15 protein-coding genes are annotated in these 19,892 nt (G+C 41.6%); 11 read left to right on the top strand and 4 right to left on the bottom strand.

Going from position 1 to position 19,892, the window contains the following annotated elements:
- The first annotated feature begins 20 nt into the window (after positions 1-20).
- The 9 genes from AM279_RS06720 to AM279_RS06680 all read left to right on the top strand — a co-directional run bounded on the left by AM279_RS06720 (position 21) and on the right by AM279_RS06680 (position 9,715).
- Complete coding sequence (locus AM279_RS06720; RefSeq protein WP_201782536.1) at positions 21-1,085, top strand: zinc-dependent alcohol dehydrogenase family protein; 1,065 nt, start codon at positions 21-23, stop codon at positions 1,083-1,085.
- Positions 1,086-1,315: 230 nt separating this feature from the next.
- Positions 1,316-2,065: an SDR family oxidoreductase gene (locus tag AM279_RS06715; protein WP_054406975.1), complete on the top strand. Its 750-nt coding sequence runs from the start codon at positions 1,316-1,318 to the stop codon at positions 2,063-2,065.
- Positions 2,066-2,097: 32 nt separating this feature from the next.
- A complete protein-coding gene (locus AM279_RS06710) occupies positions 2,098-3,525 on the top strand; it encodes an aldehyde dehydrogenase family protein (protein WP_054406974.1) in 1,428 nt (475 codons plus the stop codon).
- Between the two features lie 98 nt (positions 3,526-3,623).
- Complete coding sequence (locus tag AM279_RS06705) at positions 3,624-4,637, top strand: aldo/keto reductase (protein WP_054410172.1); 1,014 nt, start codon at positions 3,624-3,626, stop codon at positions 4,635-4,637.
- 63 nt (positions 4,638-4,700) lie between these two features.
- Positions 4,701-5,615, top strand: a complete 915-nt coding sequence (locus AM279_RS06700) for a helix-turn-helix domain-containing protein (protein WP_054406973.1) — start codon at positions 4,701-4,703, stop codon at positions 5,613-5,615.
- A 309-nt stretch (positions 5,616-5,924) separates the two neighbouring features.
- Positions 5,925-7,112: an NADH-dependent flavin oxidoreductase gene (locus AM279_RS06695; protein WP_201782535.1), complete on the top strand. Its 1,188-nt coding sequence runs from the start codon at positions 5,925-5,927 to the stop codon at positions 7,110-7,112.
- 24 nt (positions 7,113-7,136) lie between these two features.
- Positions 7,137-7,841, top strand: a complete 705-nt coding sequence (locus AM279_RS06690) for an SDR family oxidoreductase (RefSeq protein WP_054406971.1) — start codon at positions 7,137-7,139, stop codon at positions 7,839-7,841.
- A gap of 52 nt (positions 7,842-7,893) precedes the next feature.
- Complete coding sequence (locus AM279_RS06685; RefSeq protein ID WP_082344189.1) at positions 7,894-8,589, top strand: NAD(P)H-dependent oxidoreductase; 696 nt, start codon at positions 7,894-7,896, stop codon at positions 8,587-8,589.
- A gap of 304 nt (positions 8,590-8,893) precedes the next feature.
- Positions 8,894-9,715: an RteC domain-containing protein gene (locus tag AM279_RS06680; RefSeq protein ID WP_054406970.1), complete on the top strand. Its 822-nt coding sequence runs from the start codon at positions 8,894-8,896 to the stop codon at positions 9,713-9,715.
- A gap of 7 nt (positions 9,716-9,722) precedes the next feature.
- Here AM279_RS06680 and AM279_RS06675 read toward each other — a convergent pair whose 3' ends face one another.
- Together AM279_RS06675 and AM279_RS06670 are read right to left on the bottom strand one after the other, a co-directional pair.
- On the bottom strand, positions 9,723-15,152 hold the full coding sequence (locus tag AM279_RS06675) for an N-6 DNA methylase (protein WP_054406969.1): 5,430 nt from the start codon (positions 15,150-15,152) through the stop codon (positions 9,723-9,725).
- Entirely contained in the window at positions 15,139-15,576 is a 438-nt protein-coding gene (locus AM279_RS06670; protein WP_054406968.1) for a DUF1896 domain-containing protein, read from the bottom strand. The genes AM279_RS06675 and AM279_RS06670 overlap by 14 nt, the downstream gene beginning before the upstream one ends.
- A 214-nt stretch (positions 15,577-15,790) precedes the next feature.
- Between AM279_RS06670 and AM279_RS06665 the strand changes: the two genes are divergently transcribed.
- Positions 15,791-16,357: a Crp/Fnr family transcriptional regulator gene (locus AM279_RS06665; RefSeq protein ID WP_054406967.1), complete on the top strand. Its 567-nt coding sequence runs from the start codon at positions 15,791-15,793 to the stop codon at positions 16,355-16,357.
- A 57-nt stretch (positions 16,358-16,414) separates the two neighbouring features.
- Positions 16,415-16,867: a DoxX family protein gene (locus tag AM279_RS06660; RefSeq protein WP_054406966.1), complete on the top strand. Its 453-nt coding sequence runs from the start codon at positions 16,415-16,417 to the stop codon at positions 16,865-16,867.
- Between the two features lie 52 nt (positions 16,868-16,919).
- On the opposite strand, the gene AM279_RS06655 is transcribed toward AM279_RS06660, so the two are convergent.
- Together AM279_RS06655 and AM279_RS06650 are read right to left on the bottom strand one after the other, a co-directional pair.
- Positions 16,920-17,801, bottom strand: a complete 882-nt coding sequence (locus tag AM279_RS06655; protein ID WP_054406965.1) for an ORF6N domain-containing protein — start codon at positions 17,799-17,801, stop codon at positions 16,920-16,922.
- On the bottom strand, positions 17,791-19,887 hold the full coding sequence (locus AM279_RS06650) for a type IA DNA topoisomerase (RefSeq protein WP_054406964.1): 2,097 nt from the start codon (positions 19,885-19,887) through the stop codon (positions 17,791-17,793). Before AM279_RS06650 ends, AM279_RS06655 begins: the two co-directional genes overlap by 11 nt.
- Positions 19,888-19,892: the final 5 nt, after the last annotated feature.

Raw genomic sequence — 19,892 nt, 5'->3', positions numbered from 1 at the left:
TTAGCTTGTAAGGTAAAACTATGGCAAATATGAATAATAATGCTGGCGATAAAGATAAAAAAGAGCAGGACGACACTATGAAAGCATGGATATTGGAAGGGGTCGATGGAATTAAAACACTAAAACTAAGGACTCGAGAGATACCACAAATAGGGAATGGTCAGGTTCTGGTGTCAATGAAGGCGTGGTCGCTCAATTATCGCGATATGCTGCTCGTTTCTGGTCGCCATTCAGGAGTAAATACAGGGATTATACCACTTTCAGATGGTGCTGGCGAAGTTGTCGCCATTGGTAAAGACGTGAGCCGTTTCAATGTCGGCGACCGGGTAGCGGGCATCTATTCACAACATTGGATCAACGGGGGAGCAAAGCCAGATTATCCAGGATCTGCGTTGGGAGGTCCGATTGACGGTGTACTGGCAGAATATATCGTTTTCAGCGAGGAAGGGCTTGTTCGACTTCCTCATAACTTAAGTTATGAGGAAGGTGCTACCTTACCGTGTGCTGCTGTAACTGCATGGAATGGTTTGATTGTTAGTTGCGCACCCACAGTGGGCCAAACTGTTCTGACAATGGGAAGCGGAGGGGTTTCCCTCTTTGCGCTGCAACTTGCAAAGGCTGCCGGAGCAACAGTTATCGCAACTTCGGGTTCCGACCAGAAACTTGATCGTCTTAAGGAGTTGGGCGCGGATATGGTTATCAACTACAATTCGACCCCTGGCTGGGATGAAGAAGTGTTAAGGCTGACAAATGGTGCCGGAGTGGATCATATCATCGAAGTTGGCGGCACGGGTACGCTTGACCGTTCTTTAAATGCTATAAAGACAGGTGGCCATATAGCACTAATCGGAATACTTGCTGCCGGCAACGCCGTAGATTTTGGTAAATTGATCATGAAAAACATCAATTTGCGGGGAATTGGCAATGTAGGCAGTAGGGAAATGTTCGAATCACTAAACACGGCATTGGAGATGAGGAATATCCGACCGGTAATTGATAAAGTTTTTCCTTTCCACGAAGTTGATGCGGCTTTCCGTTATTTCGAGAGCCGTGCAAATTTTGGCAAGGTCGTGATTTCGCTCTAAATCACAAGGAAGTAACTACCTCCAGGGTCAGCTTAATTTGGAAAGATGCAGGCTCTACGTATGATATCTAAATGATGTTTGGATTCTCTGGTATTTTTATCTCTTGAATCAAATAACACATAAGCAAAATTGATTTCTACTACCATAAAACGGATTTTGGATACTTTTCCCGGTAAAATAACAACGAATTTTGTGATCTAGAACAAGTATATTTTTAATATCAAAAAATCATGGATATGTTAAAAGGAAAAGTTGCGCTCATTACAGGTGCTTCCAGCGGGATAGGAGAAGCTACCGCTATAAAATTGGCAAAGGCAGGGGCAAGAGTTGCCATTGCAGCGCGTCGTGCCGATCGTCTCAAAGCCTTAAAAACTTTGATAGAAAAAGAAGGCGGTCATGCTCTGGCACTTCAAATGGATGTCACTGACAAGGATTCCGTCAACGCCGGCGTAAAAAAGTTGATTGATTCATATGGAAGAGTAGATATAGCGTTTAACAACGCAGGGATAATGCCCCTTTCCAATGTCAATGAATTCAAGATTGATGAATGGGAAAGAATGGTTGACGTGAATATAAAAGGTGTACTGAATATTACGGGTACAATCCTTCCATTCATGATAAAGCAACATTCAGGACACATCATCAACACTTCTTCGCTTGCAGGACGTAAGGTTCTTGGACAAGGATTTGCGGTTTATTCGGCAACAAAATATGCTGTGAGCGCATTTACTGAAGGGTTGAGGATGGAAGTTGGAAAAGCGCACAACATCCGTGTTACCAGTATTCAACCAGGCGCAACCCAGTCTGAGCTTCAAAACGCCACCACCAGTGAAGGCTATAAGGAAATGATGGCCTCATCAATGGGACAGATCACAATGTTGTCCGCAAACGATATAGCAGATGCGGTGCTATTCGCAGTTTCCGCACCCGAGCATGTGAACGTCGCCGAACTGTTTGTCTTACCTACAAACCAGATTTAAAAAATTTTAATGTTGTATTTAATAGAAAAATTATGGATTCCAACAATATTGAAAACAAGGATAATATACAATCCGGAAAAACAGTATCTCCCCCTAGCTACCATACACTGAACCCTGCTACGGGAGAACTACTAAAAGAGTTTGATACACTAACCGATGCGCAAGCCGAACACCTTCTTTCAAATGCCCACCAAGCCTATCTACAGTGGCGTAAAGTTCCCATAGAGAATCGAATTGAAATTTTTAGAAAATTTGCTGATCTAATGGATGAGAACATAGATCGTTTTGCACACCAGATCACGCTGGAAATGGGCAAACCTCTATCTGAGGCCAAGATGGAATCAGCCCTGCCAGGCATGATCTTCCGATATTTTGCAGACAATGCATTAGAAATGTTGGCCGAACGCGAAATTAAAATAGAGGGGTTTTCTCGAGTATACAGTCGCCTTGAACCTATAGGTGTAACCCTTGCAATTGAACCATGGAATGGACCGCTTTACCAGTCAATGCGTGCAGCCGCTCCAAATCTAATGCTTGGTAATGCGGTAATCATGAAGCCGGCCGAAATTGTCGCCGGATCGACATTGATGATGGATGAAATTTTCGAGAAGGCAGGATTTCCATCAAAAATTTATCAGTCAGCACTAGTGTCAAGAGATCAGGTATCCAGGTTTATAGCCGACAGCCGTGTCCGTGCAATTGCTTTGACAGGCTCTGATCGTGCAGGTTCAATTATCGGAGAACAGGCAGGCCGTCACATTAAGCCCGTAGTTCTTGAGCTCGGTGGTTCAGACGCTTTCATTGCATTGGATTCTGCAAATCCAGAGGCAGTAGCTGCTGAGGCATCTGCTTGCCGTTTGTTTGGTATTGGTCAGTCATGTATGTCACCAAAACGAGCAATCGTTACCGAAAAGATTTCGGAAGCCTTTATCAAAGAATATATCAAAGCCTTTGAAAACCAGAAAGTGGGAGATCCATTTGATCCGGAGACAACTACGGGTCCACTTTCGAGCGTCGCTGCCGCTGACAATTTACATGCACAATATCAGGATGCGGTTGACAAGGGAGCAAAAGTTTTGGTTGCAGGTGGAAGAATGGATGGTAAGGGAGCATTTTTCAAGCCTGCTGTGCTTTCGGGTATTACCCCCGAAATGCGACTTTACCATGAAGAAGCCTTCGGTCCCTTGGGAATGATCTATGTGGTACCTGATGCGGATGAGGCGATTACTTTAGCAAATGCAACAAGATATGGTCTTGGTGGTACTGTTTTCAGTCAAGATCTTGATGAAGCAAAACGTGTAGCAGAAGCAATTGATACGGGAATGTTAGGCATCAACCGTTATATGGGTGCACCACTTGAAGTACCTTTCGGCGGAACTAAAGCATCCGGAGTTGGACGGGAACTTGGAAGCAATGCTATGGACGCATTTGCTAATCTAAAAACCTACTCTATTCTTTAATAAGCAATAGAAATCTTTTAAAAACGTTGACTGCAAATTTTCAGAGTGCGGTACAGAAAAAAAACGTTAACAAAATAAAACACATTATAAACTTAATTATGGCACAGATAAAACAGGTAAAGTTAGGAACCCAAGGACTAGTCGTTCCTACAATCGGGTTGGGCTGTATGGGAATGTCCCAATGGGCAGGCTACGATATTTACGGGAAATCGGCAGACGAGAAAGAGAGTATAGCGACAATTCACCGTTCGCTTGAGTTGGGAGGCAATTTTTTGGACACGGCAGATGCTTACGGACCTCTGGCTAACGAAAAGCTGATTGCCAAGGCTATTAAAGGTAACCGTCAAAAATATCTGATTGCGACCAAATTCGGTATTGAAATCGATGATAATGAACAGCTAACCGGAAAAATAAACGGTAGCAGAGCTTATATCAGAAAAGCAATTGAAAGGTCTCTAAAAAATTTAGGCACCGATTATATAGATTTATATTATCTGCACCGGCTGGATACCAATACGCCGATAGAGGAAACGGTTGATACAATGGGTGAACTTGTAAAAGAAGGAAAAGTGCGTTACATCGGTCTATCAGAGGTTGGATCGAAAAGTATCAAGAAAGCACATGCCATACATCCGCTCACAGCAGTACAAAGTGAATTCTCTCTATTTGAAAGGAATATTGAAGAAATTGGAATCATCGATACCCTTCAGCAATTAGATATTGCCCTTGTTGCCTATTCTCCTATCGGAAGAGGTTTTTTAAGCGGAGAAATTTTAAAACCGGAGGATCTTCCCGAGAACGATTCCAGAAGGTCAATGCCAAGGTATCAAGGCGAGCGTTTCTTCAAAAACATAGCATTGGTTAAAGAGATCACAAAAATGGCAGAAGAGAAAAATATCACTACGGCGCAACTCGCCATTGCTTGGGTACTTGCCAAAGGTCACGTTCCAATTCCGGGCACCACAAAAATCAAAAACCTTGAAGCCAATATTGCATCTACAGAAATGGCGCTTAGTAAAGAAGACTTTGATCGGTTGGAGTCCATTATACCTTTAGGTTCGGATGTTGGGGCAAGATACGATGAAGCTGGAATGAAAAGGGTAAACCTGTAATATCTAGGAAATCAAAGACAGGCATAGACCAAGATGCCTGTCTTTTTTATTAAATTTGATGATATGAAAAAGGAAAATCTTTATTCGATAAATTCCATTTGTGAATTGCATTCTTTCCTGAACTTGGAAAAGCCTGCACATCCATTGGTAAGTGTGATTAATCTTTCGGATGTTAGGTATAATATACCGGAGAACACTTCATCCATTGTTTACAATTTTTACACTGTATATCTTAAAAAAAATTACAATGCGAAGATCAGATACGGTCAGCAATATTATGATTTTGATAGCGGTGTTATGGCATTTTTTGCGCCAAAACAACTATTTGCCGTGGAGTCTGAAAGTTCAACAAAGGGAGAGGGCTGGATGCTGGCCTTTCATCCCGATTTTATTCAAGGCTATCAAGTGGCAAAAAGAATGAAAGAATATGGTTTTTTCTCTTATGCGGTAAATGAAGCACTTCATACGTCACAAAAAGAGGAAGATATTATATCCGGAGTTATGCAAAATCTACAGAATGAAATTGATAAAACTATCGATCATTTTACACAGGACGTCATCATTTCCCATATAGAATTACTACTTAACTACTGCAATCGCTTTTATAGCCGTCAGTTCATTACCAGAAAAAAGGCTAATAATGAAATATTATCGAAGTTGGAGAGTCTCCTTAACGATTATTTTGACAATTCTGAGGCAGAGAAGTCCGGTATTCCCAGTGTACAATATTTTGCTGAACAGCTGAATATCTCACCAAGTTACCTAAGTGATATGTTAAGATCTTTAACTGGGCAAAATACACAGCAACATATTCACGAAAAGCTTATTGAGAGAGCCAAAGAACTTTTGTCTACAACGACACTTTCCGTCGCGGAAATTGCCTATCAGTTGGGGTTTGAACATCCCCAATCCTTCCACAAACTTTTTAAAGGTAAGACAAACCTTTCGCCGTTGAAATTCAGACAATCCCTGAATTGATATCGTTTTCAGCTTATCTGATTTTTTGTCGATTTCTAAGTAAAATATTGTTGTGCGGCAATTGTTTTATACAGAGTTCAAACCGGACGAAATATTAGAGAAAATATCTGGGACTCTCTGAAGTAGCATCAGAAACAATCAGGAAAGCACTATTGCACTCGAACTAATACCGGTGCACGGTACGATGAAGCTGTAATGAAAAGGGTAAATCTTTAATTAAAAACATAATTGACCTGTAGAAAAGTAATAGTCACACATCTCATCTTTATCTCCTTATTTTGACTACTTTTTTCCTGAATATGGCAACTTTTGGGAAGAAGTGAATTGCTAATTTTGCATGGATTTAAAGAGCTAAAATATATGAATAGATTCTCTAAACTGTTTGAGCCGATAAAATTTAAGAACGGTATAAGTTTAAAAAATAGAATTGTAATGTCACCCATGACAACCTGGGCATCAAATGAAGATTTTACTATATCTGACGAAGAAGTGGCATACTACAGGGCAAGGGTTAACGGTGTCGGGATGGTAGTCACCGGCTGTACACATGTGACAGAAAACGGTATTGGTTTCACTCACGAATTTGCAGGGTATGATGACCGTTTTCTTCCCAGTCTCAAAAAGCTGGCAGACGCTGCAAAAAGCGGTGGTGCGCCGGTACTGCTTCAATTGTTTCACGCCGGGAATAAAGCCATACCCGATCTTATTCCGGATCGTCAAGTAGTAGGTGCCAGTGCTGTGTCCATAGAGACCGCACCGGGGTCATCAGAATTTATCACTCCTAAAGAACTCAGCGAGGATGAAATCCTAACTATTGTAAGGGCATTTGGGGAAACTACACGACGGGCAATTGAAGCGGGATTTGACGGAGTAGAGATACATGGTGCTCACGGTTTCCTGATCCAAAATTTCATATCCCCCTTTTTTAACAAAAGGACAGACCGCTATGGTGGCTCACTGGAAAACCGCCTACGTTTTGGGATTGAGGTTGTCCGGGAGGTAAAAGATGTAATTGATAAACACGCTCAAAAACCATTTCTGCTGGGATTCAGGATTTCTCCTGAAGAAATGCCACAGAAAACATACGGCCTTAAAGATACTTACGTTTTAATTGATAAGCTTATCATGGAGGGGGTAGATTATTTGCATTTCTCGTTATTGAATGCGGTATCTCAAAGACCGCTGGATGCAGAAGAAACTGATATTCCCATATCCGCTGTACTTAATGAATATGTAGGGGGACGCGTACCGGTCGTAGTAGCTGGTGGAATTGCGAGGCCTGAAGATGCAGTGGAAGTATTAGATTTTGGGATAACCATGGCAGCTGTAGCAAGAGGGCTGGTTGTCAATCCCGATTGGGTTGAATTGACCCAAAGTGGCCAGGATGACAAAATAACAAACGTATTAAAATTATCCAGCGTCGAAGAAAAGAAAATCCCGGCTAAACTTATGGCTATTTTTAACGATCTCAACGGCTTTGTGCCGATGGAAGACTAGTTACTAAATTTATTATATAATTTTATGAGAATAAGTGAAGCTAAAGTTATCATCACAGGGGGAACTACAGGAATCGGATACGAAACTGCGAAACTTTTAAAAGCACAGGGAGCCCAGGTGGTTATATGCGCAAGAAACGAAGATTCAGTTAATAAAATAGCCACTGAACTCGATGTATATGGTATCAGGGCAGATGTAACCAATGAAGAAGATATTACCAATCTTTTTAGCTATGCGATTGAAAAAATGAATGGTCTTAACATTCTGATCAATAACGCGGGAATAGGTCATTCGGGATCGCTGCTGAGTACCTCCGTTTCCGATTTCGCCTTGATTTGGGAAAACAATACAAAGAGCGTTTTTATGTGCGGTCAGAAAGCTGCAAAAATCTTTATTGAGCAGAATTACGGTAATATAATAAATATTTCTTCAATGGGAGCGGTGAACGGTTTTCCCAACGGTTCTGCATATTGCTCAAGCAAGTCAGCGATAACGGGGCTAACCTTATCTTGGCGGTCTGAACTGCGAAAACATAATATACGTGTTACTCAAGTCAATCCAAGCGAAGTTGTAACAGGATTCGGAGAGAAGTCAGGGCATGTGACAACTGCTCCGGAAAACAAACTAAAAGGACTTGAAATAGCACAAGTCATCAATTCCCTCCTTTCACTGAATGATATAGCCTTTGTCCCCGAAATAAATGTATGGGCAACAAATCCAGGCTCATAAATGACAAGTAGCTTTTAGAAGCATTCAGATAAATTTTAAATCAAATAAGAATATGAAAACAAGGATTGTTTTTACATATCTCATGGTAATGTTCCTGGCCAATAGTGTGAATCTAAGGGCGCAAACACAGCAAATACAGAGTAACATAAAGAACAAAACTGTATTACTGATCAATTCGCATCTGAGATATCCTGGGTTGTCAGAGGGTAACCTGAATAGGGCATTTTTTGACAAAGCCAAAGAATTCTTCATAAATCAAAATTTCAGGGTACTTGAAACGAAGATTGAAGATGGTTACAATGTAGAAGAAGAAGTGAAAAAACATATGCAGGCGGATATTATTATATTGCAGACACCTATAAATTGGGAGAATACCTCATGGATATATAAAAAATATATTGACGAGGTATTTACCAGCGGTATGAATGCTCAGAAATTTCTCGTGAGTGACGGACGCTCGCAAAATGATCCTACAAAACAATATGGAACTGGAGGGAAAATGCAGGGTAAGAAATTCATGATATCTGCCACATGGAATGCACCGAAAGAAAGTTTCAACGACAGCAATCAGTATCTATTTAAAGGAAGGAGTGCTGATGATGCTTTGTTTAATGTGGCAGCAAACTATTTGTTTACCGGGTTTGATGTTCTTCCAGGTTACTACTGTTATGATGTATTTCACAACAAACATATCAAAGAAGATTTGGATGCCTACCCAGTGTATCTAAAAAAGGCATTGGGGCTATAAGTATAAGTAGTAGCTTACGTTTGATTTTAGAGGAAATTTATCAAAATTTTTCCTATAGTAATAGTACCTAACCTTGTCACATAAAGAGTGCATACGAGCCCGAGTGGATAAAGTGCAAAATTTAGCAATCTACTATTTATATGTATTAGAATATCCTCGCGGCAAATAGAACAAATAAAATCATCAGGGGACAGCACTAAAGAAATGCTAACCTTGGTGATTTTCATTTTTATAGATGATCTTAAACAGGCATGATGATTTAACTAAACGGTATATAGGATATCGAAAACTATAAACATTAAGCATGCATAAATTCTACAATAAAACATATCTCAAATTGGAAACTGCAATCCAGGAATTGGAGATTGAAACCGACCGACCAGTAAAAAAAATAGAAGCCGCTATACAGCTCATCATTCGAAGCCTCGCAGACCTAAAAGAATTTATACTGAAAAAAGATTTCAATAATTCAGAAGAAGAAATCCAATTTTTCAAATATCAGAAACCGGTTATTGTTTCAAAGCTCATCTACTACAATGCGATATATAAAATTGAAACGAAAAGACCCTATGCAGGCAAGCGCAGTAGGAAATATTTCAAGAAAGAACTAAAAAAGCTAAAAAGATTTTTTGAGAACAACCTTGATTTTTATAAATATTACCGTAGTAATAACTCTTTCCTTGACGAGAAGTTTTTTATACGGGGAAATCATGATATAAGGCTATGGTTAGATACCTTTTATTTTGAAGCAGACCACCGTTTTTCTACTTCACATGATTATAAGGTTGCCAAAATAATTGCTAATGACTTGATACAGGTTTACTTGGAAAGCAGGCTTAATAGTCTAAACCTTAAAAAGGTTTCAGAAAATTCTTTGAAATGGACAGCAAGTAAAACTGCATTAACAGAACTTATTTATGCCTTGTACTCCAACGGTGTCTTTAACAATGGAAATACTGACATAAAATTGATAGCCAAAAATTTTGAAAATGCCTTTAATATAGATTTGGGCGACTTTTACCACACGTTTATGGAACTGAAAGCGCGTAAGATAAACCGAACCAAATTCCTTGACAACCTGTGTGAAGCACTGATTAAGAAAATGGATGAACAGGACGAAAAGTAAACCACCTTTATAATATGCCACGAGGCAGATGAACACCTTTTGTCCATATAATGCTTTCCGAAACCGTTGAGTTTTCTTTCCGCTTCTCTATCTGTTCGGCAGCTTCTTCACTGTGTTTTACAGGTTCTATTGATAGCTGTATCTTCCGTTCTACGGCTGCCAGTTCTGTTTTAAGCTCACTCAATCTACTTTCCTTAGACCAAGTACCGTTTACCACCTCCTGAAGTATAGGCAGGTCTTTTTGTATTTCAGAAATTTTCTCCTGTTCCTGCTTCACAAAGCCAGGAAGCTTTTCCAAAGCCCTCAAAAAATTCATTGCAGCAGTTTCGGGGTCTTTTGCCATCAGACCATTATTGTAGGTGTATTTGATATTGCCTTCACCCTGAACTAAAAAACGGTTTACCCTAATATCCACGCCCTCTTTTTCTGACATTTCTGTTTTAACCAACAACGTAAAACCGTACAAACTGCCTATTTCTTCATACTGACCTGCGGTGCGGGCTTTGTCTGCAATTTCGTTCAGCTTTGCGCCGATTTGTTTCGGATTTGCATTGGGCGGCAAACCATCCAACAGCACAGGGTTTTCGATTGTACCGTCCGAACGCTTTTGCAGGCGTTGCTGTAAGTTTTCGAAGTCTGTACTCATCCGGTTCAAACGGGATTGAGTGCTTTGCAGCATTTCCGTATAATCCTGTACCTTAAATTTGGCACTGGATTTAGAACGGTTAAACGCCTGCTTTTCACTTTCCAGTCCGGCAATCTGTTTTTCCAGTTTGGCTTTATCCAACAGGTCTGTATTACCTGAAAGGATTGCCACATATTCCGAAAAGTTCATTCCCGATTTCTCGTCCATACTTCCCTCATCAATCGTTCTTTTGGTCAGGTTGTTGGTCTTCAACTGGTCGATGAAAAGCTGCTTATTATACAGCAGGTTGAACTTGTAACTATCCAAAGATTTTTCAACAGCATAGATGATAACAGCCACTTTATTATCAGCAAAGAATTTGGCAATCTCGTTGCCCTTTCGGATTGCCCGCCCATCCCTTTGGGCAAGGTCTGACGGTCTCCACGGCGTATCTAAATGATGAACGGTAACGGCTCTTTTCTGTGCATTAACACCAGTTCCGAGCATACTCGTAGAACCGAACAGCACACGGATTTTGCCCTCGTTCATACCGTTAATAAGTTCCCTACGTTGCTTATCATTTTTTGCTTCCTGAATAAATCGGACTTCGTGCGCAGGTATGCCGTGATCTTCCACGAGCTTGCGTTTGATTTCGGAGTACACATTCCATTTGCCCGGCTTATAGGTTCCCAAATCCGAGAAAACGAACTGCGTTCCTTTCTGTGCATTGAATTGGTTGTAATACTTAGCTATGTTTGCCGCACAATGCGAAGCCTTGTTGTCGGGATGGTCGTCGTAAATACCGCTTACCATACGCATATCGAGCGACATCTTACGAGCGTAATCCGTGGCAATGAGCATCTTTGCTTTTTCTTCTCGTGGAGATAAAGGTTCTCTACCGAGCAATGTTGCATCACCTGTTTTGGCAAACTGCATCAGGCTTTGGATAAAGGCTTCTTGGTCGGGCGTTGGCGGTATGTTGTAAAGGATTTCGTTTTTGTTCGGTCGGTCAATGCCAATATCCTTTGCCGTTCTGTAATCCGTGATTTCAGAATAGAACTGCGCCAGTTCCGGCACTTTGATAAAGTAGCGGAAACGCTCTTTAGCGACGATATTGTTAGCTACCGAAAATTCATAATCGGTCGTTTTCCTTGCGTAGATAGCCGCCCACGCATCAAAGGAATGAATGCCCTGTTTTTCCAATGCACGGGGACGCAGGTATTTAAACAGCAGGTACAATTCCGTTAATGAATTGCTGATAGTTGTACCCGAAAGAAAGGTTGCGCCCATATCCGCATTGGTACGCTCCTGAATGGTGCGTATGGCAAACAGCAGGTTCAGTGCCTTTTGGCTGCCGTCCACGTTACCCAATCCGGCAACCCGTGTATGACGGGTATTGAACATCAGGTTTTTGAACTGGTGGCTTTCATCCACAAACAAATGGTCTATGCCCATCATCTTAAAGTCCACAATATCATCCTTACGGTTTTCAATATCGTGTTGCAGTGTTTTCAGCTTTACTTCAAGATTTTCTTTCCGTTTGATTACCCCGGCGAGCATTCCCCGTGTAACTTCCTTGCCTTGCGATTTCAGGGCATCGAGGTTTCGCTCTACGCTGTCTAATTCTATTTCGAGGATTTCCTTTTGTATTTCGGGCGATTGCGGTATCATTCCGAACTGGTCGTGTGTGAGTATCACACAATCCCAATCATTATTTTTAATATCCCCGAAAATGCGCAGGCGTTTTTTCGGCGTAAAATCATTAATACCTGGATAAAGGATTTTAGCGTGTGGATAGGCTTTGCGGTAGTCTTCGGCAATGGCAGGTATATTTGCTTTCAACCCGATAATCATCGGCTTGTGGGCTAATCCCAAACGCTTCATTTCTTGCGCTGCGGTACACATTATGAGGGTTTTTCCTGCACCTACTTCGTGGTCACAGATAGCACCGTTGTTCAGCTTTATCATCCAAACGGTGTCCTTTTGGCTTGAATACAGGTCTTCAATGCCTGCACCCTTGCGGTCTAATCCCGGAAATTCCTGATGGCTTCCGTCGTAGTTGGGGCGAACGAAACAGTTAAAAGTATCGTTGTACTGGTCGGTCAGCCTTTTTTTAAATTCATCGTTTTGAGCGTGAAGCCACTCGGTAAAAGTGGTACGGATTTCATCAATTTTGGTGTTCGCCATTTGTATGGCTTCCATATCCCGTACCTTGACCTCTTGGTCGCCAACCATTACTTTTTTGGTAATATCAGGCGTGGTATTGACAAGGGCGTGTTTGAGCAGGACAATACCGTCAAACGTGCGGCTTTCCGCTTTGACGGCATATTTTTCCCAAATGTGCATATTGCCCTGATGACATTTCACAGAAAAGTCATCGGAGCTTTCAGAGTAATGAACAAGTACGTCCGTATCAAAAAGATGTGAAGCAAATCGGGCATAAATGCCTGTGGGTATCCAGCGTTCGCCCAAATTAAAATCCAATTCCTCAAATTCGATACGTCTTGGTCGGGCTTCTTCCAAAACGGTAAGGCTTGCTTTGGCTTCGCTGTCATCGGGATTGCGTTCGAGGTGGGTTTTAACCTCTTGGGCTTTTTCTACTACGTTACCTGCAATCCAACGTTCGGATATCTCGTATTCCTTTTGCAGAGGATTGTAGTAAATACGACCGTGCAAGGCTTCTTTTAAAGCATCGTCAGGCATTCCGCTTATTTCGGACATATAGCCCAAATCCACGCTTCCGTATTTGTTAAGGGATGCCGCTAATGCTTCTTCGGGATTGTCCGTTGCTATGGTTGCGGTAGAAAAACTTACAGGACGGCTGAATATATCCGACTTATGCACAACACCGCCAACCACACGTTCCAAATAAGGGATTTCCTTACCGGAACTGTCGGTTTTAATCAATTTGGCATTATCGGCACTGTTGAGGTTGCCGTACCTTTTAACAAAGGCATCGTAAAGGCGGTTAAGGTTTTCCCTTTCTTCCTTGTATTCGGTCTGATGCTGTGCCTCTTTTGTGTAAAGCTCTTGGTAAACATCACGTACAGCAATGTACGCCTCGGCTCTTGCTTTCTGTAAGGACTGTAATTGCAGGGGATGGAAAACAGCCGTACCGTCTTTTGTATCTACTTCTTGCAGATGACCGACCCAGCCTTTATCCACCACAAGGCAATCGTTGCGGTGGAACGATTGCAGTTTATCACTATACGGAGCAGGTTCGGGTATGGTGTCGGGAACGGCTGGCTTATCAGCTTGGCCATTCCCGTTGATACCCGAAAACAGGTCGCCAATAGCTTCCTGTTTTTTATTGTTGGTCAATGTGCTTCCATTGGCAGCTCTATTGGTAACAGGTGGCGTATAAGGTTGCTGCATCGCACTACTGAACAGGTCAGGCTGGCGACCCATTGCACGGCGGTTTGTTTTAGCACTTTGCTTTTTAACTTGTGTCGCTCTTTTGGGTGGAGCAATAACCATTACAGGTTCGTCCACATTTTCAAACAGGTCAAAAATGCTTAACTGTTTTAATTCCTGCGGGCTTTCCTGAACAATTGTTGGTATGGTTATACGCTGTGGTTCGGACTGAACGATTACGGGTTCAACAACCGGAGGTATAACCTCTGGTTCAACCGGAATTTGTATAACAGGCTCATCGTTCCGTTCGCCTTTGTATAAATTCAAATTCAGGTGCTGGCCAAAATCTTCGGAAAGCTTTTTTTTCAAATCTTTGGCAATTCCCTCAACACCGCCTTTGTGCGTATAGATTAGGGCAGGTTGTCCATAAGGGTCGGTATCTAATTTACGGTCGGTATGCACAATCCTTGTGCTATCCTGAAAAAGTGCATTGCCTGGCGTATTATATTCTGTTTGGCTGCTTTGGCAAAACAGATCTTCCCTTTCCGTCAGATGTTGTTTTGCCGTATTTTTTTGAAGTATAATGAGGTCACTTCCTACTTCGGTACCGGCATATTCCGTAAACAGGTTGTTGGGCAACCGAACAACCGAAACCAAATTATTATAATGCATCAACGCCCTGCGTATGGGTTCATTCTTCGGGCTATTGAGAATACCCTGTGAAGTAATGTAAGCCAGCAAACCGCCCTCACGAACCATATCAGCACCTTTTAGAAAAAAGTAATTGTGTATACTTCGGGCGGCCTGTACTTTTGCACCGTCTTTGCTTCGGGAATAGGAAAGGTCGAATACGGAGGTATCGCCAAACGGTATATTGCTGGCAATTACATCATAGCTGTTTTGTTCCTTTTCAGGAATTTCCTCAAAACCACTTATACGGATATTGCTTTTGGGATAAAGCTGTTTTAAAATCTTCCCTGTCAGCAGATCCTTTTCATAAGCGGTAATATTGGGGTTCTGATTTTCCGAAAAGGATTGTATGAATGAGCCTATACCTGCGGAGGGTTCGAGGAATCTCTGAATGTTCAAACCGCTTTCACGCAGGGATGCAGCAATAGCATCTATAACCTGTGGAGGTGTATAAAAAGCCGTTAGCACAGAGCTTTTCATACTATCCACATACCTGCGGTATTGGTTTTCGTCTTCGGAATTTTCTTTGAGTAGCTGGTGGAGTTCCTGCGTGAGCGGAAAAAGGTCGTGTTCTGTTTTTCTCCAATTATTGATGTCTATTTCGTTGGCTATGGGGTTCAGAACGAATTTAAGACCGCCAAATCCGCTGTATTGCGTCATTGACAGTCTTTCGCCTACGCTGGCTTGCCGTTTCTCCTTTTCCAATGTAAAAGCAATCCGCAGGGCATCAATATTCTGTTGGAGATGTCGGCGTTTACTGAAGTCCATTTTCGGCTATCCATATTGCGATGGTTCCGGTTATTTCGGTATAGAGCAGGTCGTACTCTGTGTTATAAGCGAAATCATCGGTTAGTTGATAGTTAGTGAAAACAGCCTCACAAACAGGGAACATTTTTAGTGCGAAAGATCGCAGTTCCTCATCTGCCATGATGGTGTCAAACTCATTGCATACCACCTGAAAAACGGTGTCGAATTTGGAGAAGTGCAAGCCCTCAAAAAGAATGTAATTGGCTATTTCGTTGCATTGCTCAATAGCGTTTCCCGAACGGAAAGCACCCTCGTAGGCATTAGCAGCCCACGAAGAACGTTGTTCAATAAATTTTTGGTCGTTTGCTTTTTCAGGGAAGCTGGTGTTTAATAATTCTTGCAGTCGTAATCTGAAATACGACAGGTCTTTTTGTTGTGTATCCATACTATAATTTTGTTTAGAATTTTACTTGAAGCCTAAAATTATAGCAGTACATAAGAGTCTTTGTAGAAGTGGCTGAGTTTGGCGTTGAGAGGCTGGATTTGGCGTAAAGCCCTAAGTGTAGGAAGAATTAATTTGTAATTTTGTGCCAATATGGATAAGCCTTAAATAACAGTAAATTAGTGTTCAGGCTAACCGAAATTTGGAATAACGAACAATGGAACAAATACGGAAATATTTTGAAAAGGCAGTTAAACTAACAGACAAAGACTGGCAGTTTTTCTCCTCAAAGCTCATAAAGCAGGAATTCCCTAAAAATCATCATCTTTTGACAGTAGGGCAAACAGAAAACTACCTTTCGTTTATTGAAACAGGGATTATGCGTTTCTATATTCCAAAAGAAGAAAATGACCTGACCTTTGCTTTTGTATTTGACCATAACTTTGTAAGTGGCTATAATTCGTTTCTAACCAAAACACCATCCATTTGCAACATAGAAACACTGACAAAAACAACGCTTTGGCGATTAACATATAATGACCTGCAAAACATTTATGGAGAAACGGAAATTGGTAATGTGATTGGACGAAAAGCAAGTGAAGATTTATTCCTCAATAAATCCAAAAGAGAACTTTCGCTTCTGAACGAAACTGCCGAACAGCGTTACCTGAATTTATTTACCGAACAACCGCAATTGATAAAAGAAATTCCTCTAAAATATATTGCTTCATATATCGGCATTACCCCACAAGCATTGAGCAGAATACGGAAACGTATTTCTTAACTTGGGTTCATTGTGTCGTTCTATAAATAAGCTGACCTTTGTAACAAAAGAATAAAGATGAAGCCCCTAATAGTATTGCTTTTGGCATTTTTTATTTCACTTTGTAGTACCAAAATTTTTCGTGGTAATTATGACCTTTATTTGTCGGGAAGAATAGCAATGTCTGTAATGCTCGTGTTTACGGCAGTTGCACATTTTACATTTAACAAAGGGATGTCGATGATGCTACCCGACTTTATTCCATACAAAACAGAAACCGTTTATCTAACGGGAATTATTGAAATTGTCGCAGCTATTGGTTTTTTTATTCCTAATTTAAGAGTGGTTACTGCGTGGTTGTTAATCGCATTTTTAATACTTATACTTCCAGCAAATATTTATGCAACTATTAAGCATATTGACTACCAAAAAGGAACCTTTGATGGAAGCGGTTTGGGGTATTTATGGTTTAGAATCCCGTTACAAATTCTTTTCATAGTGTGGACATATCTTGCAGTTATTAAAGGTTAGTAGGCGGATGGATTGGCAAACCTGACCCGAATTACTTTCTTAACCGAGAAATTTACTGTTTCTTTAAAATTTGAAGCATCCTACCTGCTTCAATATCCATTCTCGAAAAGGCAAACCATTTTTTGCCCAGGTCTTTGAGTGATGCCCCTATATGGTAGAGTTCTGTATCGTCAATAATCAAAAAACGGTCGTGAGCATCGGCGAAAACCTGAATATATACCGGAGGATATTGGCTATTGTATCGTTGTAAATCTAACCGTAACTGATTGCTGATGCTTTTTGTAAGGATTGTAACCGTTACATTATCCTTACGTTTACCTAACAAAGTAAGCACAGTATCATCCACATAATTATCAAGCAGGATAATAGACCTTTTGGCACTTCGGATAATATCGGAAACAAAGGCGTAAGCATCAAATATCTGCCCGTTGTAGAAAATGCCTTTTTCGCTGTGTAGCTTGTCGCTTTCCAAAGCCTTAAAAATCTCTTCAAATTTTTGGTCGGCTTCCAGTTGCTTTAACTCGATATTATCCAAACGATGAAACAAAGAAGCGTTGCTAATGAGCATACGCCGCATTTCTACAAAGGCTTCCATTATTTCCACACTCATTTTAACGGCTATATCTGAACGGAGTATGGCAGATGCCATTGCAACGCCTTGTTCGGTAAAGACATAGGGCAAATAACGTCTGCCGCCGTAGCTTAAACTTGAGGTTCCAATTTGGAACCTCAAGTTTTCAACTTCCTCTTCGGTCAGTTGAAAGCAGAATGATACAGGGAAACGCTCAATATTTCTTTTAACGGCTTTGTTCAGGTTCTTTGTTTCTACCTGATATAAGGCAGCGAGGTTGCTATCCAACATTACCTGTTTGCCCCGGACGGTATAAATCAGGTTCCTGATTTCTTTGGGTACGATTGACGGTTTATTTTCCATTGCGTTTACTGCTTTTGTTTTTCTCAAACTCAAAGGAACTTTCGGCATTTTCTTTCAGTACGATGTAAGCATCGAATTTCTTTCCGGCTTTGCTTGTCATTCCTTTGATTAAAGAAGTTTTGCCTTTATTGACAAGGCTTGTTACATTTTCAATACTGATTTGTACACCGCAGACGGTGCGGAACTGTCCCCAGTTACAAGCCTCATCAGGGCATTTCACAATCTTATCACGGATAATGAGCTGCTGACTTTTACATTTAGGGCAGGTCAGTTTCGGCTGATTGGTGCTTGCAATAGAAGTTTGCAGCAATTCATCAGTAATGGATTTAGCATAGGTTTCCATTTCCTTTTGGAATGTTCCCGCATCCGCCTCGTTGTTCTCGATTTTCTGCAATGCCAATTCCCATTCGGCGGTCATTGCCACATCAGCAATCTTGCGTTCTTTGACAAGCCCGTACACCTGCAATCCTTTTTCGGTAGGGATTAAAGAACGTTTATCCCTTTGGATATAATTACGGGTAAATAGGGTTTCTATAATGGCGGCTCTTGTCGCAGGCGTACCGATACCGATATTTTTGAGGGCTTTGCGCTCTTCTTCGTTCTCAATTTCTTTCCCTGCGGTTTCCATAGCCGACAAAAGCCCGGCTTCGGTGTAAAGCACTGGCGGTTTGGTCTGCTTTTCCAAAACGGCAGCTTCCTTTATGGCAAGTTCGTCGCCTTTACGCAGTTCAGGTAATTCCTGCACTGGTTCTTCGCCATCGTCCGTAAAACTCCCTTTAATGGAACGCCAACCCGCTTCCTGAATTTTACAGCCTTTTGCCGTAAAGTCGTAATGCAATACCTGTAATGATACACCGGTTATTTCTTTGACACAGGCTTGCGATATGGCTTCGAGCAACCGAAGCGCAATCATATTGTAAATCTTGTTTTCGTCTGCATTAAGTACGGACGGTACTTTATCCGTAATCAACAAACCGTGATGGTCCGTTACACGGAGGTCATTCACGATACGTTTATTGAACCGTCCCCATTTGATTTTGGTAAGGGCTTGCTTGCAATCTTCACGGTTCTGCAAAGCCCGCACAAGGTTGGGAATTTCCGCCCACATATCTTCAGGTATGTATTTGCTCCCGGTACGTGGGTACGTGATAAACTTCTTTTCATACAGGCTTTGCGCAATATTGAGGGTTGCTTCAGCAGATAATTTCAACCTTTTATTGGCTTCCTTTTGTAAGCCTGTCAGGTCAAAAAGCAAGGGCGGTTGTTCTGTAACGCTTTTGGTTTCTACCGAGGTAACGGTTGCCGCTGCGCCACGCTGAATGGCTTTAAGGGTATCGTTAGCAAGCTGCTTTTCGTTCCATTTGGTTGCGGAAATACTTTTGAAATCAACCTGGGCTTTGTTGTGCGTTAATTGTATCTGCCAGTATTTCTTTAGCGTGAAATTCCTATTGTCGAGGTAGCGTTTGCATATCAAAGCCAGCGTGGGCGTTTGCACTCTTCCGAGCGAATAGATACCGTTGCCTGCGACAATGCTCAATGCCTGTGTAGCATTGATGCCCACAAGCCAGTCGGCACGGCTTCTGCCTTGCGCTGCCTGGTACAACCCGTCAAATGCTGCCCCGTCTTTAAGGTTGTCAAAGCCCTGCTTTATTGCCTTTTCGGTAAGTGAACTTATCCAAAGGCGTTCAAAAGGCTTGCTGCATTTCAGGTATTCATAAATGTACCTGAAAATGAGTTCGCCCTCACGACCTGCATCGGTAGCAACGATGATGCTGTTGCTTTGCTTGAAAAGTTGCTCAATGACTTTCAGTTGCTTTAATGCGCCCGTATCGGCGGTGTACCCTTTGTCTTCTTTTTTGACCTTGCGAACGGTCAATAAAAACGGGTTGGGCAATATTGGCAGGGATGCTTTGTCAAATCCCGAAATGCCGTAATCTTCGGGCATTCCCAGTCCTATTAAATGACCGAATGCCCACGTAACAAAATAGCCGTTACCTGTCAGGTAGCCATCCTTTTTATCAGATGCTCCCAACAAGCCAGCTATCTCCCTTGCTACGCTTGGTTTTTCTGCAATAATTGTTTTCATACTAT

It is taken from the genome of Flavobacterium akiainvivens (genome assembly GCF_001278115.1).
GTDB classification, from domain to species: Bacteria; Bacteroidota; Bacteroidia; order Flavobacteriales; family Flavobacteriaceae; genus Flavobacterium; species Flavobacterium akiainvivens.
The sequence above is the reverse complement of the archived record's forward strand: the minus strand, read 5'-3'. Positions and strand labels throughout refer to the sequence as shown.

Coding starts and splice junctions, on each gene's coding strand:
- AM279_RS06720 (WP_201782536.1), top strand. CDS start 21: ATGGCAAATATGAATAATAATGCTGGCGATAAAGATAAAAAAGAGCAG.
- AM279_RS06715 (WP_054406975.1), top strand. CDS start 1,316: ATGGATATGTTAAAAGGAAAAGTTGCGCTCATTACAGGTGCTTCCAGC.
- AM279_RS06710 (WP_054406974.1), top strand. CDS start 2,098: ATGGATTCCAACAATATTGAAAACAAGGATAATATACAATCCGGAAAA.
- AM279_RS06705 (WP_054410172.1), top strand. CDS start 3,624: ATGGCACAGATAAAACAGGTAAAGTTAGGAACCCAAGGACTAGTCGTT.
- AM279_RS06700 (WP_054406973.1), top strand. CDS start 4,701: ATGAAAAAGGAAAATCTTTATTCGATAAATTCCATTTGTGAATTGCAT.
- AM279_RS06690 (WP_054406971.1), top strand. CDS start 7,137: ATGAGAATAAGTGAAGCTAAAGTTATCATCACAGGGGGAACTACAGGA.
- AM279_RS06685 (WP_082344189.1), top strand. CDS start 7,894: ATGAAAACAAGGATTGTTTTTACATATCTCATGGTAATGTTCCTGGCC.
- AM279_RS06680 (WP_054406970.1), top strand. CDS start 8,894: ATGCATAAATTCTACAATAAAACATATCTCAAATTGGAAACTGCAATC.
- AM279_RS06675 (WP_054406969.1), bottom strand. CDS start 15,152: ATGGACTTCAGTAAACGCCGACATCTCCAACAGAATATTGATGCCCTG.
- AM279_RS06670 (WP_054406968.1), bottom strand. CDS start 15,576: ATGGATACACAACAAAAAGACCTGTCGTATTTCAGATTACGACTGCAA.
- AM279_RS06665 (WP_054406967.1), top strand. CDS start 15,791: ATGGAACAAATACGGAAATATTTTGAAAAGGCAGTTAAACTAACAGAC.
- AM279_RS06660 (WP_054406966.1), top strand. CDS start 16,415: ATGAAGCCCCTAATAGTATTGCTTTTGGCATTTTTTATTTCACTTTGT.
- AM279_RS06655 (WP_054406965.1), bottom strand. CDS start 17,801: ATGGAAAATAAACCGTCAATCGTACCCAAAGAAATCAGGAACCTGATT.
- AM279_RS06650 (WP_054406964.1), bottom strand. CDS start 19,887: ATGAAAACAATTATTGCAGAAAAACCAAGCGTAGCAAGGGAGATAGCT.